The organism is Gluconobacter oxydans (assembly GCF_006539685.1).
In the GTDB taxonomy this organism is placed as follows: domain Bacteria; phylum Pseudomonadota; class Alphaproteobacteria; order Acetobacterales; family Acetobacteraceae; genus Gluconobacter; species Gluconobacter oxydans.
Genome location: NZ_BJNM01000018.1, coordinates 1 through 16,260, shown reverse-complemented (window position 1 = coordinate 16,260; position 16,260 = coordinate 1). Strand labels below are relative to the sequence as shown.

Sequence of the window (16,260 nt, the reverse complement as noted above, 5' to 3'; positions counted from 1 at the left end):
CGCAGGATTTGGCGCCTTACGCGGAAGGCGTTTCGTCGGTTGAAGTTTCCATCAGTCTGGATGCCAGATCGTTGGAGCCACCGACCAGACCCTTTGCGTATTCCTGCGCCGAGAAAGGACGCAGATCCTCGGCCTGTTCTCCGACACCGACCATGTGAACCGGCAGTTTGAACTGCTCCGCAAGTGCCACAACAATCCCGCCGCGGGCGGAACCGTCCAGTTTGGTCACGATCAGGCCGGTTACATTCACCAGCTCACGGAAGACCCGCACCTGTTCGATGGCGTTCTGGCCGGTGGTTGCGTCCAGAACCAGGAGCACGGAGTGGGGCGCGGTTTCATCGAACTTCCGCATGACGCGGATGATCTTGGCCAGTTCCTCCATCAGCGCGCCCTTGTTGTGCAGGCGCCCGGCAGTGTCGATCAGGAGCAGGTCGGTTCCGGCTTCGGTTGCGCGCTTGAGGCCATCATAGGCCAGACCCGCAGCATCGGCACCATGCTTGCCGGCGATGACGGGCACGTTGGCGCGCTTGCCCCAGACTTCAAGCTGTTCGACGGCGGCGGCCCGGAACGTGTCGCCAGCCACCAGCATCACGGATTTGCCTTCTTCCGTGTAATGGCGGGCCATCTTGCCGATCGTGGTGGTCTTGCCAACACCGTTGACGCCGACAACCAGCACGACATGGGGTTTCTTCTTCGGGTCGGGCTCGAAGGGAATGGCAACAGGTTCAAGGACGCGGGCGATCTCGGTTGCGAGGGTCTCGCGGATTTCGTCGCTGGTGACGTCCTTGCCAAAGCGAGTGCTGCGGAAGTTCTCGATGACGCGCTCGGCCACGGCCGGTCCGAGATCGGCTGCGATCAGCTCGTCCTCGAGCTCTTCAAGAGCTGTTTCATCCAGCTTGCGATGCGTGAAGACGGCGCCGAGACGCGAGCTCGACCGCGAGAGACCCTGTTTGAGTCGTGAGAAAAATCCAGCCATGCAAGGGAGTTCGGACAGGTCGGCCCGAACGTCAAGGGTATAGGAAGATCTGAGCGCGTTTCAGCTGCGGATTTCGGCCAGAAGTGTTCCGTTTTCCAGTCCTGTGGCGCGAACAGGCACGAAACTGCCCCGGAGTGGCGCAGGCGCGGTTCCGGTCAGGCGCACGGCGGCAAATTCCGGCGAGTGGCCGCGATCCGGCGTCTCGGCCAGAATATCGAAGTCGGTGCCGATGAGGCGTTGCAGGAAACGGTCACGGTTTGCCTCGCCGATATCGCGCAGACAGGCCGCGCGTTTCTGGCGTTCGGCATTGGGGACGGCCGGCATGCGGGCGGCGGGCGTGCCGGGGCGTTCGCTGTAAGGGAAGACATGCAGGAAGGGGATCTGCTGCTCTTCGATAAAGGCGCGGGTCTCTTCGAACAGGGCATTCGTTTCCGTGGGAAAGCCCGCGATCAGATCGGCGCCAACGCCTGTCTCCGGGCGTATGGATCGAACACGGCGTAATGTTGCCGCGACCCCTGCCGTATCATGGCGGCGCTTCATGCGCTTAAGAATGAGGTCCGAGCCGGCCTGCAGGGACAGGTGCAGATGCGGCATCAGGCGGGGTTCGTTTTCCAGAAGCCACCACAAATCCGCGTCCCCGGTTTGCGCATCAAGAAGGACAGGGTCGATGGAAGACAGGCGCAGTCGCCGTACGCCGTCCACACGGCGCAGCAGTTCGCGACACAACGCGCCCAGTCCCTTGCCCCCGGACCCTTGCCATGAGGCGATGTCCACGCCGGTCAGGACGATTTCCTGATGCCCGGCTTCGACAAGCGCTTCGGCGCGCGCGATGGCGTCTTCAACGGGAGTGGATCGGGAATCTCCGCGACCATACGGAATGATGCAGAAAGTGCAGCGGTGATCGCAGCCCTGCTGGACCTGAAGGAGGGCGCGCGCGTGACGGGATGGCGGCAGGCCTGCGCTGGTGTCACCCCAGATGGCTGGCTTGAGCTTGTCTTCGTTGGGCACCACGCGGACAACGCCCGGCAACCCGGCCCAGCGATCCGGTGCGATGTCGGAAGCACAACCCGTTACGACGATCTTTGCGTCCGGATTCTCACGATGCGCGCGCCGGATGGCCTGCCGGGCCTGTCGTTCGGCTGTGGTCGTCACGGCGCAGGTATTGACGATGATCGTGTCGTCCTGCCCGCGCGCGTGGTGGGCTATGCCGTCGCTTTCATGGGCGTTGAGGCGGCAGCCGAAGGTCAGGACGGACGCTGTCACGCGGTTGTCCCGTGGAAGACCGTGACGGCGGGGCCTGTCATGAGAACATGTTCGTCTTCGCGCCATGTAATGCGCAGGTCTCCGCCATCCATCGTGACCGTGCAGGTCCGTTCTGTCAGGCCGCGACGAACAGTGTTTACGACCGCAGCACAGGCACCCGATCCACAGGCGAGCGTCAGGCCAGCGCCACGCTCCCAGACGCGCAGACGCATGTGTGTCGGGGAGAGGATCTGCGCAAAACCGATATTGGCGCGTTCCGGGAAGAGGGGATCGCGTTCGAGGCCCGGTCCCAGCGTTTCTGCGCGGGAAGCGTCACCGAACAGCGTGGCGTGCGGATTTCCCATCGAGCAGGCGGCCGCGTCATGCAATGGCAGGTGCAGCGTGTCACAGGCCTTGGACAATGGCACATCCTGCCAGTCCAGTCGGGGCGCGCCCATATCGACCGTGAAGAGATCGCCATCCTGTGCCGTGGGGAGGAGGCCGGCGGCCGTCTGGAGCGTCGGAGTGCCGCCGACGAACTTCGCCACGCAGCGCGATGCATTGCCGCAGGCCCCGGCCTCCGAACCGTCCGGATTGAAGAAACGGACATGCACGTCTGCCCCTGCCAGCGTCGGCGGCGTCAGTAGGACAAGCTGGTCGCAGCCGATTCCGAAGCGCCGGTCGCATAGATGGCGGATCGTCGCAGTATCAAGGGCGGGATCGTTCTGGCGGCCGTCGATCACGACGAAATCGTTGCCCAGACCGTGCATTTTCGTGAAGGAGAGGGTCATGATGGCGCCTCTCATAAAGCATCCCGCGGGTTGACGCACGGGGAACATGCCCTCATTTCGGCTGCTGGATCAGAAGGAGTGGACATGAGCGGCCCGGAACAGCTTGAAGGAATGCACGCAGCGGCGTTCACGCGCGCCAACAGCGAGCCCGACACGATTTTCTATGCCCAGCGCGTGCCGGATTCGCTGATGGATATGGGCGCGCGGACTGCCGTGACGGCCCTGTATCAGACGGCCTTGCCGGTCGGTGGAGCGGTGCTGGATCTGATGGCAGGCGCGCTCAGCCATTATCCCGAGGAAGCGACATTCCAGCGCGTGGTCGGGCTCGGGATCTCCAAGAGTGCCCTGGATTCCAATCCCGTGCTGGGCGAGCGTGTGGTGCAGGACCTTAACGAAGTCACGACGCTGCCTTTCGAGGATGACAGCTTCGATGCCGTAACACTCTGCGACGGGCTGGCCTATCTGACGCAGCCGCTGGCCGTGCTGACGGAAGTCGTACGTGTCCTCAAGCCCGGTGCGCCGCTGATCCTGACGTTTTCCGACCAGTTCCATGCGGTGAAAGCCGTGGCGATCTGGCAGGCGCTTGAGCCGGCGGATCGCGTGCGTCTGGCCAGTGTGCTGATGTCCCGCGCCGGGCTGGCCGAACTGGATACGGGCGAGGTCGTGCCGCCTGAGGACCTCACGGCATGGCGCGATACGGTGCATGCGGTGATCGGGCGCAAGCCGAGGAACTGAACAGGGCAGGGACTGCGTCGCGGGTGCCGGACGGAGCGGGAAGAACAAGAAAAAGCCTTCCATACGTTCTTTCTGGCATTTTCGGCTGGAAGTCTTTATGCAGCGGCATTCCAGCCGCCGCATCCTGTCGTCGGCGTGACGTTTGCCGAGTGTTCATAAAATATGCCTTTTCCCGATACCCATCCTGCCCTTAAGCGCGCCCTTGAGGCACGTGGCTACGAACAGCTGACTCCTGTTCAGGAAGCAGTTCTGCAGCCGGGGCTGGACGAGCGCGACCTGCTGGTTTCCGCGCAGACGGGGTCGGGCAAGACCGTCGCCTTCGGCCTGGCCATCGCTCCGACCCTGCTCGGAGACGCCGATCGCCTTCCGCCGTCCCCTCAGCCCATGGCGCTTGTGATTGCGCCGACGCGTGAGCTGGCGCTTCAGGTCCAGTCCGAACTCAAATGGCTTTATGCCGAAACCGGCGCCCGCATCGCGAGCTGCATTGGCGGCACCGATGCCCGCAGTGAAGCCCGTGAGCTGAACCGCGGCGCCCATATCGTGGTCGGAACTCCCGGCCGTCTGTGCGATCACCTGTCGCGTGGCTCGCTTGACCTGTCCGCCCTGCGTTGCGTCGTGCTCGACGAAGCCGACGAAATGCTGGACATGGGCTTCCGCGAGGAGCTGGAGCAGCTTCTCGATGCCGCCCCGGCCGAGCGCCGTACGCTGCTGTTCTCCGCAACGATCGCCCGCGAGATCGCTTCGCTGGCACGCCGTTACCAGAAGAATGCCGAGCGGATCGACACGGTGTCGGGTGCCAAGCAGCATTCCGACATCACCTATCGCTGCGTCATCACGCAGCCGCAGGAAATCGAACGCTCGCTCGTCAACGTGCTGCGTTTCTACGAGAGCCCGACGGCCATGGTGTTCTGCAACACCCGCATGATGGTCAACCAGGTCCAGGCTGCTCTTCTGGAGCGCGGTTTCGCCTCCGTCGCCATTTCCGGCGAGATGGGCCAGAACGAGCGCAGCCGTGCGATCGAGAGCCTGCGCTCCGGTCAGGCCCGGGTCTGCGTTGCGACCGACGTTGCAGCACGCGGCATTGACGTGCCGGCGCTGAGCCTCGTGATCCATGCAAGCATCCCGACGGCTGCCGAGACCCTGCTGCATCGTTCGGGCCGTACGGGTCGTGCAGGCCGCAAGGGCACCAGCGTTCTGATGGTTCCGCTGAACCAGCGCCGCCGGGCCGAGCGCCTGCTTCAGATGGCGAAGATCCAGGCCGAATGGGAAGCCGTTCCCACGGCCGATGCCATTGCCGAGCAGGACAAGACGCGCCTGATGCACGATCCGATCCTGACGAACGCCGTGGACGACATGTCCGACGAGCTGGTCAACCAGCTGGTCGAGAAGTACGACGCCACCAAGCTCGCAGCCGCGCTGGTCGGTCTGTATCGTGCGCGTCTGCCGAAGGTCGAGCAGATCCGCCCGATGTCCGTCGAGGCTCCGCGCCGTACGGAGCGTGGCGAGCGTGCACCGCGTGAAGAGCACACCATGTCCGGTGAGTGGTTCAAGATGGGCGTTGGTCGCACCGAACGTGCTGATCCGAAATGGTTGATCCCGCTGATCTGCCGTCTGGGTGGCGTGCAGAAGCGTGAGATCGGCAGCATCCGCATCGATCAGGAACAGACCTATTTCCAGATCGCGGATGAGAGCGTGGCCCGCTTCAAGTCCTGCCTCGCCGGCGCGGAAGCCGACGAAGTGACGATCGAGCCGTCCGAGGCCCCTGCCGGTGGCATGGGTCCCCGTGGCCGCAACCCGGGTGAAGGCAAGCGCTTTGGCGGCGGTGGCCGTTCGGGCGGTGGCTTCAAGGGCGGTCCGCGCGGTGGTGCCGGCGGTGGTTACAAGGGCCGCGGCGGTTCGGGCTATGGCCGTCCGAAGCCCGCAGCCGGTGACGGTCCGCGCGGTGACGGTTCGAGCCGCAAGCGCCGTTCTTGATCCGTCTTTCAGGATCTAAGAAACAGAACCCCGCCGGAGCAGGTCTCCGGCGGGGTTGTTTTTTCAGGCGTCGGGAAGAAGAGCTACCAGTTCCCGGACGCGGTCAAGGATGTCTGCGACCGAAAGCGGGATGGCGGCATCGTCCGTATGGTTTTCCCGTGCCGCCCCTGTCTCGAAGACATCCGCCCAGTATTTCAGCCCGCCCTGTGTCGCCATGGCGGCAAAACAGGGATTGATGTGATGGGACGGAACGAGTTCGTAAACGAGCGTTCCCGGCTGACACCAGGCGATATTAGCCATGCCGGCCCCCAGCATCCCCATGACCATCCCGGCGTCGCTGAACAGACGGATCTGCTCGGATAGCGACAGCGTTTCGGGATGCACGCGCTCGAAGCCGAGTTTTTCCAGCCCTGCCGCCAGTTCGGCTTCGTTAGGAACATGCCGGTTGGCCGAACTGCCACGCTCGATATAGAGCCGTCGTCCGGCAGATGGCGTTGTGGCACCTGCGGCCTGACGCAGCCGTGCATAGGCGGCGCGTGACAGGTCGGAGACAGCGAAATCGGCGCTGCCATTGACGAAGGCGATATAGTCGAGGGCTTGGAAGGCGTACTGCCGCCCTTGCTGCAGACGGATATGGGCGTCACCGTTTAGTCCAAAAAGCTCCAGCGTCTCGAACTGCCACGGATGCATATGTTCGGGCAGGCCAAGGCGCACCGGCCTGCCTGCCTGGGACAGGACATGCAGGGTGGGGACCGTATGAGCGACCCAGTGATAAAAGTTCGAAGCCCAGTGATCGACACAGCTTGCGGTCACGCCCTTGAAGGGTGCGCAGCGGACGATATCCGCAGAACGCAGCTTCAGGTTACGCACGGCCTCCGGATCCTGGACATAGGCGGTTTCAGTGACCGGATAACCTGCATGCAGCAGCGTCATCAGCGGCTGGTCCAGCACGACGTCGCGCAGGGCGAACTGACTGACCGTAACCGGCATGCTCTCCCAGTCCCGGAACGGGTTGCGTTCCGGATGGCTCAGGGCAGAGGCGCAGGGCGCGGGAACCGGTCGGACGGGACAGGTTTCGAGAATGGTCGTGCTACGTGCGATCTCCGCCAGACCGGAGGGGCCGGCTGGTGGAGAGAACAGGCGCCTGAGACGGGAGAAAAGTGGCATGGTCAGGGTCAGACGGTCTTGGCCGCGCCTTTGAGCAGGGCCTGCTGGGCCTCCTTGAGCGCATCGGACATTTTCTGTTCCGGCTCCTTGAGGTGCAGGCTTTCCAGCGTATCCAGCAAAGCCTCGGCCACAAGCACGCGGGCGAGCCATTTATGGTCCGCCGGAATGACGATCCAGGGGGCGTCCGGCGTTGCGGTCGCACGGATGGCTTCTTCGTAGGCTGCGGTATAATGCGGCCAGAACTCGCGTTCCTTCAGGTCCGACGGGCTGAACTTCCAGCGCTTTTCCGGATGGTCCAGCCGCTTGAGCAGGCGCTGCCGCTGCTCTTCGGGTGAAATATGCAGGAACAGCTTGAGGACGATGATGTTCTGCCGACGCAGATAGCTCTCGAAATTGCGCAGATCGCCGAGACGGTGATCCCAGAAATCCGGAAGATCAGGGTCGAGCCCGCGCGCCCGCACCATGTCCGGATGCACGCGCTCCACCAGGACATCTTCATAATGGCTGCGGTTGAAAATACCGATCTCCCCGCGCGACGGCACGGCAAGATGGATGCGCCACAGATCGTCATGACGTGTGGCAATGCCGACGGGAGCCTTGAAGGACGTGACATGCACGCCCTGCGGATTCAGGCCGGAGAAAGCATGACGGATCGCCCCATCCTTGCCGGCGGTGTCCATACCCTGAAGCACGACCAGAATGCCGTGGGTGGCATAGGCCGCGAGCCGCTGCTGCAGGACGGACATCCGGTCCACGCAGTCGCGGATCCGGGTGCGGGATGTGTTCTTCTGGCGGCCGAGCTTGTCGTTCGTCGCGATGGAGGACAGAAGGAACTTCTTTCCGTCCGTAATGCGAAGTTGGGAAGGAAGCCCGGTTTCAGCCGACATGACGGTTCACCGCAAGTCCACCCGAGGCCTGACAGACCGGCATCATTTCCAGATAATTGACGTTCACATGCCAGGGCAGGCCAATCAGCCAGGAGACGGTCCCGGCGATGTCTTCGGGCGTCAGCGGCGTCGTGTCCTTGTAGACAGCGGCCGCCTTGGCATCATCGCCCAGACGCACGTTGCTGAACTCGCTGCCGCCACACAGGCCGGGTTCGATATTCGTCACGCGGATGCGGGTGCCGAGCAGATCCGTGCGCAGGTTCTGGGTGAACTGGTGCACGAAGGCCTTGGTCGCGCCATAGACGTTGCCGCCGGTGTAGGGATAGGTCCCGGCCGTGCTGCCCAGTGCGATGATGTAGCCCGTATTGCGCTGGACCATCCCCGGCAGGAGCGCGCGGGTCAGCTCCACGACGCCCGAAACGTTCGTGGCGATCATCGATTCCCAGTTGTCGGGCTCGGCATCCTGCGCCGGCTCCATGCCGAGTGCGAGACCGGCGTTGTTCACCAGCACGTCGATATCCTGCCACTCCTCGGGCAGCGCGGCCGGCAGGGCGCGCAGGGCCTCACGGTCGGTCATGTCGAGCGTATAGGGAAGGACGCTCTCGCCCAGTTCGTCCTTGAGGGCTTCCAGACGTTCCTTGCGGCGGCCGGTCGCGATGACACGGTGACCTTCGCGGACGAGGCGCGTTGCTATGGCGTGACCGAAACCTGCGGTTGCGCCGGTGACGAGGACGGTGAGAGGCATGGCAATCTCCAGACGGACAGGCCGCACCCGGCAGGGGCGGCACGGGATACCCAGGTCAGTGACATTGGATGTCATTAACACTCCTGAAGGCAAACGCTTGCAATACAGGAAGGGATGCACCCATGTTGGCAGGCATGAAGAAAACACTCGACGGACGGAATGACAACCTGACAGACGCCGGTCTCATGGAACTCGGTCTTACGGGAAAACTGCTCGTGGCTGCGCCTGCACTGGCGGAGACGTTCTTTGAACGGACGGTGATCTATCTCTGTGCCCATTCGGAGCAGGACGGCGCGATGGGACTGATCGTCAACAGGCGCCTGTCCCAGCCGGGGCTGGATGACCTGTTCGCCCAGCTGGGAATCGAACCCAGCCCCCCTGAACGCCGGATCGGTGTGTGCATGGGCGGCCCGGTCGAGCATGCCCGTGGGTTTGTCCTGCACTCGGCGGACTGGGCGGGGGAGGGGAGTCTGGATGTCGATGGGCATACGACCCTGACCGCCAGTCTGGACATCCTGCGTGAGATCGCCGCGGGGCATGGCCCCAGACAGGCCGTGATGGCGCTCGGACATGCCGCCTGGGCGCCGGGGCAGCTCGAAGAGGAAATCCTGCGCGACAGTTCATGGTTCATCGCGCCTGCGACCGACGAGATCGTGTTCGGAACCGATCATGCGAAAAAATGGCGACAGGCCCTCGTCGCCATAGATTTTGACCCGCTTCTTCTTTCGTCCTCGGTCGGGGAAGCCTGAAAAGGCGTCCTGTTCCGCAGAAATGATCCACCAGACACAGGAGGGCAGCATGAGCACACCCCATATCCTTTACATCTATGAACACTGCCCGTTCTGCACCAAAGCGCGGATGATCTTCGGGCTGAAGAACATCCCGTATGAGCAGCGCATCCTGCTCAATGACGATGTTGACGGCCCGGTCCGCATGGTCGGCCGCAAGGTTGTGCCCATCCTGGAGGAAAACGGGACATTCATGCCCGAAAGCATGGATATCGTCGCCCATATCGATGCGATCGGAACCCCTGTCCTGACGGGTGAGACTCGTCCCGAGATCGCGGCCTGGCTGAAGAAGGCGGGAACGCCGCTCTATCGCCTGTTCCTGCCCCGCGCTGCGGCGGCTCCTCTGCCGGAATTTGCGACGACATCCGCGCGTGCTGGCTTCATCCGGCGCAAGGAGCCGTCTGTGGGTTCGTTCAGTGCCCTTCTGGAAGAAAAGACCGACGAGCTCACGCAGCTGAATGCGATGCTGAAGGAACTGGCGCCGCTCATCCGTTCGCCCGAGGCCGTGAATGGCGAACTCTCCACGGATGACATCCATCTTTATGCGCATCTGCACAGCATGTCGCTGATCCGGGGCGTCGTATATCCGGCCGAGGTCGAAGCCTACCGACAGGCCATGGCCGCACGCTCTGGCGTGGGTCTGTTCGACGATATCGCCGTCTGATTTCAGACAAGCCTTACAAAAATAAGGGGGCCGGATCGTGTGATCCGGCCCCCTTTTTATGTCTGTATGACGGAACGTTATTTTCCGGGCTGGAGAACCGTGCTCAGGAATTGCGCGCGCCGTTCGGCCACCCGGGCGCGAATAACTGGATCAGGCAGCATGTGCGTGCCCGGCAGCAGCAGCAGGTCATAAGGTTTGCCGGCATGAAGCAGGGCCTGCGTCAGCTTCATGGTGTTCTCGAAATAGACATTGTCATCCGTAATGCCGTGCATGAGCAGCAGAGGCTGTTTCAGCGTGTCGGCATAGGTCAGGACGTTGCTCTTGCGATAACCTTCCGGGTCTTCCTGTGGCGTGCCGAGATAACGCTCGGTATAGGCCGTGTCGTAATCCGCGAAATCGACGGGAGGCGCCCCCGCGACGCCAACCTTGAACACGTCCGGACGGCGGATGGTCGCCATGGCGGTGAAATAGCCGCCAAAGGACCAGCCATGCACGCCGACGCGGGAGAGATCCATTTCATGATGGCGCTTGCCGAGCGCCTGAAGTCCGTCGATCTGGTCCTGAAGCGGCAGGTCGATCAGGTTGCCCTTGATGGCGCGCTCAAAATCATGATCACGTCCCGGCGTTCCGCGCCCATCAAGCGTGACGACGATATAGCCCTGATTGGCCAGGCACTGGTCATCGAGATAGGAGGTCGGCGTGTCATGGACCATCTTGGAGCCCGGACCGGCATAGACCGACAGCACAACCGGATAGCGTTTTGAGGCGCTGAAGTTTTCCGGGCGGATGATAGCCGCATCGAACTCACGCGGACCGGCCGTCGTGAACTCGACATGAACCGGAAGTTTCGGCGGCTGTGCCACGCTGGGCAGTGTCGCGATGACATGACCGTTCTCATTCCGGACCAGCGTCTGGCGCGTGCCATTCGCGCTGGCGAATGTGTCCACCATGGCCGTATGCGTGCCATTCGTGACATGGACATTATGGATGCCACGCTCCGTCACGAACGGCGTTACGGCACCGGTTGCAAGGTCGATATGCACGACCTCATTGTCCAGCCGGGTGGTCCGGACCGTCACGGTGATCGTGTTGTGTTCGGCGTCGTAATCGTCGAAGGCGACATAGGACAGGCTGGGGGGCGTCAGGACGCGTTGGAGTTTCCCATCAGGCGCATGGAGTTCGAGCTGCCAGTCCTTGCCCCGGTCGGCGGCCCACAGGAAACCGGCATTATTGGCGAGGAAGACGGGGAGGCTGTGTCCGCCGGAGGCCGCGCGCGGGTCCAGTTCGATCCAGGCGGGGTCGGACTGGGCGAGCAGGAGATGGGTGGCGCCGGTTGCAGGGTCGATCGTGAGAAGCTGTTCCTGCGTCTGGGCACGGTTGAGCAGCACGACGGCGAGAGGACCGTTCTTCCGCCAGACCACGCGACCAAGATAGGGCCATGTCTCGTGATCCCAGGAAATCCAGCGGACCGGGCCGCCTTTTGCGTCCACGAGACCAAAGCGCGTTTTCGCGTTGTTTGTCCCGGCGCGGGGATAGCGGAACGAGACAGGCTCGGTCTGCGGGGTTTCGGGATTGGTGATGTAATGCTTTTCGACGTCGCTGTTATCGGCTTCCTCGAACAGGATGGTCTTGCTGTCAGGAGACCACCAGGCGCCATCCGCGCGCTCCAGTTCTTCAGCCGCGGCAAATTCGGCGAGACCATGCGTCAGGGTGTCGCTGCCGCCCGTCGTCAGGCGTGTCTCGTGGCCACTGACGAGATCGACGCTGTACAGGTCATTGTCCCGCACCGCGGCAAGGGTCAGCCCGTCCGGGGAAAGGCGCGGGGCAATCCACTGACCTTCAATCGGCGTGACACGGCCGTCATCGGTGGCGATGCGTTCAAGCTGCCCGCCCTGAGATGCCAGAACCGTGCCGCCGTCCTCGCTCATCTGATAGTCGGTGATGCCCGACATGATCTGGCGCGCCCGTTCACGCCGGGCCTTTTCCTCGACCGACAGATGCTCCGGACCCGAGGCGGGGGCAGCCAGTTCATGCAGCGAATGGTCGGGCAGGTCGTAGCGGTAAAGATGCAGATGCGTGTCGAACGGCCCCGAGCGCAGGAACAGGACGGAATGCCCATCTGGCGTGACTTCGGCGTGATTGGGCAGACCAAGTGAGCCATTCCGGGTCTTTGCGAGATCGACCATGCAGGCGGGAGGTTCTGTGGCCTGAAGGGCGCCGGCTGACAGCAGCGGCGACAGGATGGCGCAGGCCAGAAGGGTTCGGCGCAGGGGAAGGCGCAGGGGACGTGACAGCATTGCATCTCCGTAAGCATGACGACGGACAGGATTTTGACGTCGATCATGGACCGGGCCGTCGTTTGTGAACAGGGTTTCCAAAAGAGAGGAACGCCCCCTTCTCACGTTTATGGGAGCGGGGGCGATTTTACCGGGACCGATCCCGGGTTCGTGTGTTGTGTATCGTGGTATGTCTCAGCAAGAAGGAGCCTGATGGATATGCAGTATCGTCAGCTTGGTCGCTCGGGCCTCAAGATTTCAGCACTCAATTTCGGATCGGTGACGTTCGGCGGACAGGGCAATTTTGCCGCCACCGGCAAGGTGGACATCGCCGAAGCGACCCGCATGGTGGACATCTGCGTCGAGCACGGCGTGAACATGTTTGATACGGCCGATGCCTATTCCGGCGGTGAAGCCGAGGAAATTCTCGGCCGCGTCCTTCAGGGGCGCAGCCGCGAACTGCTCGTGACCAGCAAGGTGCGTTTCCCAACGGGAAAAGGGCCGAACGAACAGGGTCTGTCGCGTCACCATATCCTCAATGCCTGCGACGACAGTCTGCGTCGCCTGGGGCGCGATCACATCGATCTCTATTATCTGCATGAATGGGATGGTCTGACGCCGGTCGAGGAGACGCTTGAGGCGCTCCAGACCCTGCGCGATCAGGGCAAGATCCGCTATGCGGGGATTTCCAATTTTGCGGGCTGGCAGGCCATGAAACTGCTGGGCGCCGCCGAGCGGGACCGTCTGATCGCGCCGGTCAGTCAGCAGCTTTATTACTCGCTGGAAGCCCGCGACGCCGAATATGAACTGCTGCCGCTCGCCGTCGATCAGGGATTGGGCGTGCAGGTCTGGAGTCCGCTCGCCTGTGGGTTGCTGACGGGCAAATACCGGCGCGGCAAGACGGCGCCGGAAGATTCCCGCCGCATTTCCGGCTGGCCTGAGCCGGAAGTCCGGGATCTGAAGAAGCTCTACGATACGGTTGAGGTTCTGGTGCAGATCGCCGAAGAGCACAGCGTTTCCGCTGCCCGTGTGGCACTGGCCTGGACGCTGCACAAGCCGGCGATCACGTCACTGGTTCTGGGCGCACGCCAGGAAAGCCAGCTTCTGGATAATCTGGCGGCCGCGTCGCTCCGTCTGACGCAGGAACAGGTTCGCCGGCTTGACGATGTCAGCGCTCCGGATCTCATCTATCCGTACTGGCATCAGAACCGGAATGCCTTTGATCGTCTCTCCAAGGCGGATCTTGTTTTGCAGGGACCGGCAAAACGTCATCGGGAGGCCCTTGAAACGAAAAAATGACTGCCTAAATATTAATCACAGGCCGCTGCCTCCGGGGGGCGGCCAAGCACATCAATGCTGCCGTAACGGGGCATGAGAGGAATTTAAGAGAATGGACATTCAGAATTTCACCGAACGCAGCCAGGGCTTTCTTCAGGCCGCACAGACCATTGCGCTTCGGGATTACAACCAGCAGCTGACGCCGGAGCATCTGCTCAAGGCCCTGCTGGATGATGAACAGGGTGCGGCATCCGGCCTGATCCGTGCCGCAGGCGGTGATCCGAAGGTCGTTCAGACCGCCAATGACGCAGCCCTTGCAAAACTGCCAAAAGTTCAGGGTGCCGGTGCGGGCCAGCCGCAGATGACGCCGGATCTGGCGCGTCTGCTCGATGCTGCTGAATCCGCGGCAAAGGTCGCTGGTGACAGTCATGTTGCGCAGGATCGTCTGCTCGTGGCGATTGCTGCCAGCCATACGCCTGCGGGCAAGGCGCTTGTTGACGGCAAGGCGGGGGCGCCTGCTCTGGAACGTGCCGTTGCGGAAATCCGCAAGGGACGGACTGTCACGAGTGCTTCGGCGGAAAACACCTTTGACGCCCTGAAGAAATATGCCCGTGACGTGACCGCTGTCGCGCAGGCAGGCAAGCTTGATCCGGTTATCGGCCGTGACGAGGAAATCCGCCGGACCATTCAGGTCCTGGCCCGTCGCAGCAAGAACAATCCGGTTCTGATCGGTGAGCCGGGCGTTGGTAAGACGGCCATTGTCGAAGGGCTTGCACAGCGGATCGTCAATGGCGATGTGCCTGAGGCCCTGCGCAACAAGAAGCTGCTGTCGCTCGACATGGGCGCGCTGATCGCTGGTGCAAAATATCGCGGTGAGTTCGAAGAACGTCTGAAAGCTGTTCTCAAGGAAATCGAGACCGCTGAAGGCGAGATCATCCTCTTCATCGACGAAATGCACACGCTGGTCGGTGCCGGTCGGTCCGATGGTGCGATGGATGCGTCTAACCTCATCAAGCCCGAACTGGCCCGTGGCACGCTGCACTGCGTGGGCGCGACGACGCTCGACGAATATCGCAAGTATATTGAGAAGGACGCGGCTCTGGCCCGTCGTTTCCAGCCGGTCTTCGTAGGTGAGCCGTCCGTTGCCGACACGATCTCGATCCTGCGTGGCATCAAGGAAAAGTACGAGCTCCATCATGGTGTCCGCATCACGGACAACGCCATCGTTGCGGCAGCGACGCTTTCCAACCGCTACATTACGGACCGCTTCCTGCCGGACAAGGCGATCGATCTGATCGACGAGGCTGCCAGCCGTCTGCGCATGCAGATCGACAGCAAGCCGGAAGCGCTGGACGAACTCGACCGCCGCATCATCCAGCTCAAGATCGAGCGTGAAGCCATCCGCAAGGAGGACGACACAGCCTCGAAGGACCGTCTGGTCGCGCTTGAGGCGGAACTGGCCGATCTGGAAGAACAGTCCGATGCGATGGGTGCTGAATGGCACGCCGAAAAAGATCGGGTGAACGCGATCCAGAAGCTGAAGGAACAGCTCGACACGGCACGTTCCGATGTGGAAGTGGCGCAGCGTCAGGGTAATCTCGGCAAGGCGTCTGAGTTGATGTACGGCCTGATCCCGAACCTTGAGGCCCAGATCGCCAAGGCTCAGGAAGAAGAGGACGCCTCGTCAAAGAGCGGACTGTTCGCCGATACCGTGACGGAGCAGGGCGTGGCTTCGGTCGTCTCCCGCTGGACCGGTGTTCCGGTGGACCGGATGCTCGAAGGGGAGCGCGCCAAACTGATCCGGATGGAAGACACGCTGCGTGAGCGTGTGGTCGGGCAGGAGCAGGCGCTGGTTGCCGTATCGAATGCTGTGCGCCGGGCACGTGCCGGTCTTCAGGACCCCAACCGTCCGATCGGTTCGTTCCTGTTCCTTGGCCCGACGGGCGTGGGCAAGACGGAGCTGACCAAGGCTCTGGCGCAGTTCCTGTTCGATGACGAGAAGGCCCTGCTGCGGATCGACATGAGCGAATTCATGGAGAAGCACGCAGTTTCCCGTCTGATCGGCGCGCCTCCGGGCTATGTCGGTTACGATGAAGGTGGCGTGCTGACCGAGGCCGTTCGCCGTCGTCCCTATCAGGTGATCCTGTTCGATGAGGTGGAGAAGGCTCATGAGGACATCTTCAACATCCTGCTTCAGGTGCTCGATGACGGACGTCTGACGGACGGGCAGGGACGCGTGGTGGACTTCCGCAACACGATCATCGTCCTGACCAGTAACCTCGGCTCTGAAGTGCTGGCCAATCTGCCGGATGGTGAATCCGTGGATGAAGTCCGTCCGCAGGTTATGCAGGTGGTCCGCAACCACTTCCGGCCGGAGTTCCTGAACCGTCTGGACGAGATCATCCTGTTCTCCCGTTTGCAGCGCAAGGACATGGACCGGATCGTCAAGATCCAGATCAGCCGTCTGCAGAAGCTGCTGGAAGATCGTAAGATCGACTTGGAGCTGGACGAGAAGGGAACCGAGTGGCTGGCCGCGGCAGGATACGATCCTGTCTATGGTGCCCGTCCGCTCAAGAGGGTCATCCAGCGCAGCCTGCAGAACCCGCTTGCCAGTCTGCTGCTGGAAGGCAGCATCCATGATGGGGAAACGGTCAAGGTTTCGGCCAATGACAAGGACCTCACGATTGACGGGAAAGCTGTCTTGGCAGACTGACCCCCGTCAAAACCGGTTTCGGTT

13 protein-coding genes are annotated in these 16,260 nt (G+C 62.4%); 6 read left to right on the top strand and 7 right to left on the bottom strand.

What is annotated here, in order from left to right:
• Positions 1–16: 16 nt before the first annotated feature.
• From ftsY to dapF, 3 genes are read right to left on the bottom strand one after another with little or no spacing between them, the layout of a single operon-like run.
• The gene (gene ftsY / locus GOX01_RS08635; protein WP_011252987.1) at positions 17–976 is read right to left on the bottom strand and encodes a signal recognition particle-docking protein FtsY; all 960 of its coding nucleotides are present in this window, start codon (positions 974–976) and stop codon (positions 17–19) included.
• Positions 977–1,036: 60 nt separating this feature from the next.
• Positions 1,037–2,239, bottom strand: a complete 1,203-nt coding sequence (locus GOX01_RS08630) for a MiaB/RimO family radical SAM methylthiotransferase (RefSeq protein ID WP_062269346.1) — start codon at positions 2,237–2,239, stop codon at positions 1,037–1,039.
• Positions 2,236–3,009, bottom strand: coding sequence for a diaminopimelate epimerase (gene dapF, locus GOX01_RS08625; protein ID WP_062269362.1), 774 nt, complete (start codon positions 3,007–3,009; stop codon positions 2,236–2,238). The genes GOX01_RS08630 and dapF overlap by 4 nt, the downstream gene beginning before the upstream one ends.
• Positions 3,010–3,093: 84 nt before the next feature.
• On the opposite strand from dapF, the gene GOX01_RS08620 reads away from it, so the two are divergent.
• Both GOX01_RS08620 and GOX01_RS08615 read left to right on the top strand, forming a co-directional pair.
• Positions 3,094–3,744, top strand: a complete 651-nt coding sequence (locus GOX01_RS08620; RefSeq protein WP_011252990.1) for a class I SAM-dependent methyltransferase — start codon at positions 3,094–3,096, stop codon at positions 3,742–3,744.
• 162 nt (positions 3,745–3,906) lie between these two features.
• On the top strand, positions 3,907–5,718 hold the full coding sequence (locus GOX01_RS08615) for a DEAD/DEAH box helicase (RefSeq protein WP_011252991.1): 1,812 nt from the start codon (positions 3,907–3,909) through the stop codon (positions 5,716–5,718).
• 63 nt (positions 5,719–5,781) lie between these two features.
• Here GOX01_RS08615 and GOX01_RS08610 read toward each other — a convergent pair whose 3' ends face one another.
• The 3 genes from GOX01_RS08610 to GOX01_RS08600 are packed head-to-tail and all read right to left on the bottom strand — an operon-like array spanning position 5,782 to position 8,517.
• Positions 5,782–6,885: a glycosyltransferase family 61 protein gene (locus tag GOX01_RS08610; protein ID WP_011252992.1), complete on the bottom strand. Its 1,104-nt coding sequence runs from the start codon at positions 6,883–6,885 to the stop codon at positions 5,782–5,784.
• An 8-nt stretch (positions 6,886–6,893) separates the two neighbouring features.
• On the bottom strand, positions 6,894–7,772 hold the full coding sequence (locus GOX01_RS08605) for a polyphosphate kinase 2 family protein (RefSeq protein ID WP_011252993.1): 879 nt from the start codon (positions 7,770–7,772) through the stop codon (positions 6,894–6,896).
• Complete coding sequence (locus GOX01_RS08600) at positions 7,762–8,517, bottom strand: SDR family NAD(P)-dependent oxidoreductase (RefSeq protein WP_011252994.1); 756 nt, start codon at positions 8,515–8,517, stop codon at positions 7,762–7,764. The genes GOX01_RS08605 and GOX01_RS08600 overlap by 11 nt, the downstream gene beginning before the upstream one ends.
• A gap of 134 nt (positions 8,518–8,651) precedes the next feature.
• Here GOX01_RS08600 and GOX01_RS08595 point away from each other — a divergent pair, with 134 nt between their 5' ends.
• Positions 8,652–9,266, top strand: a complete 615-nt coding sequence (locus GOX01_RS08595) for a YqgE/AlgH family protein (protein ID WP_024716743.1) — start codon at positions 8,652–8,654, stop codon at positions 9,264–9,266.
• Positions 9,267–9,315: 49 nt separating this feature from the next.
• Positions 9,316–9,969, top strand: coding sequence for a glutaredoxin 2 (gene grxB / locus GOX01_RS08590; protein WP_011252996.1), 654 nt, complete (start codon positions 9,316–9,318; stop codon positions 9,967–9,969).
• A 77-nt stretch (positions 9,970–10,046) separates the two neighbouring features.
• On the opposite strand, the gene GOX01_RS08585 is transcribed toward grxB, so the two are convergent.
• On the bottom strand, positions 10,047–12,266 hold the full coding sequence (locus tag GOX01_RS08585) for a S9 family peptidase (protein WP_011252997.1): 2,220 nt from the start codon (positions 12,264–12,266) through the stop codon (positions 10,047–10,049).
• Positions 12,267–12,464: 198 nt separating this feature from the next.
• On the opposite strand from GOX01_RS08585, the gene GOX01_RS08580 reads away from it, so the two are divergent.
• Positions 12,465–13,544 carry an aldo/keto reductase gene (locus tag GOX01_RS08580; protein WP_011252998.1) on the top strand — a complete coding sequence of 360 codons (1,080 nt, stop codon included), beginning with the start codon at positions 12,465–12,467 and terminating at the stop codon, positions 13,542–13,544.
• 91 nt (positions 13,545–13,635) lie between these two features.
• A complete protein-coding gene (clpB, locus tag GOX01_RS08575; protein WP_011252999.1) occupies positions 13,636–16,236 on the top strand; it encodes an ATP-dependent chaperone ClpB in 2,601 nt (866 codons plus the stop codon).
• Positions 16,237–16,260: the final 24 nt, after the last annotated feature.

Excerpts from the sequence above, each read along its gene's own strand:
- ftsY (WP_011252987.1), bottom strand. The coding sequence starts at position 976 with ATGGCTGGATTTTTCTCACGACTCAAACAGGGTCTCTCGCGGTCGAGC.
- GOX01_RS08610 (WP_011252992.1), bottom strand. The coding sequence starts at position 6,885 with ATGCCACTTTTCTCCCGTCTCAGGCGCCTGTTCTCTCCACCAGCCGGC.
- dapF (WP_062269362.1), bottom strand. The coding sequence starts at position 3,009 with ATGACCCTCTCCTTCACGAAAATGCACGGTCTGGGCAACGATTTCGTC.
- GOX01_RS08585 (WP_011252997.1), bottom strand. The coding sequence starts at position 12,266 with ATGCTGTCACGTCCCCTGCGCCTTCCCCTGCGCCGAACCCTTCTGGCC.
- GOX01_RS08600 (WP_011252994.1), bottom strand. The coding sequence starts at position 8,517 with ATGCCTCTCACCGTCCTCGTCACCGGCGCAACCGCAGGTTTCGGTCAC.
- GOX01_RS08580 (WP_011252998.1), top strand. The coding sequence starts at position 12,465 with ATGCAGTATCGTCAGCTTGGTCGCTCGGGCCTCAAGATTTCAGCACTC.
- GOX01_RS08605 (WP_011252993.1), bottom strand. The coding sequence starts at position 7,772 with ATGTCGGCTGAAACCGGGCTTCCTTCCCAACTTCGCATTACGGACGGA.
- clpB (WP_011252999.1), top strand. The coding sequence starts at position 13,636 with ATGGACATTCAGAATTTCACCGAACGCAGCCAGGGCTTTCTTCAGGCC.
- GOX01_RS08620 (WP_011252990.1), top strand. The coding sequence starts at position 3,094 with ATGAGCGGCCCGGAACAGCTTGAAGGAATGCACGCAGCGGCGTTCACG.
- GOX01_RS08615 (WP_011252991.1), top strand. The coding sequence starts at position 3,907 with ATGCCTTTTCCCGATACCCATCCTGCCCTTAAGCGCGCCCTTGAGGCA.
- GOX01_RS08595 (WP_024716743.1), top strand. The coding sequence starts at position 8,652 with ATGAAGAAAACACTCGACGGACGGAATGACAACCTGACAGACGCCGGT.
- grxB (WP_011252996.1), top strand. The coding sequence starts at position 9,316 with ATGAGCACACCCCATATCCTTTACATCTATGAACACTGCCCGTTCTGC.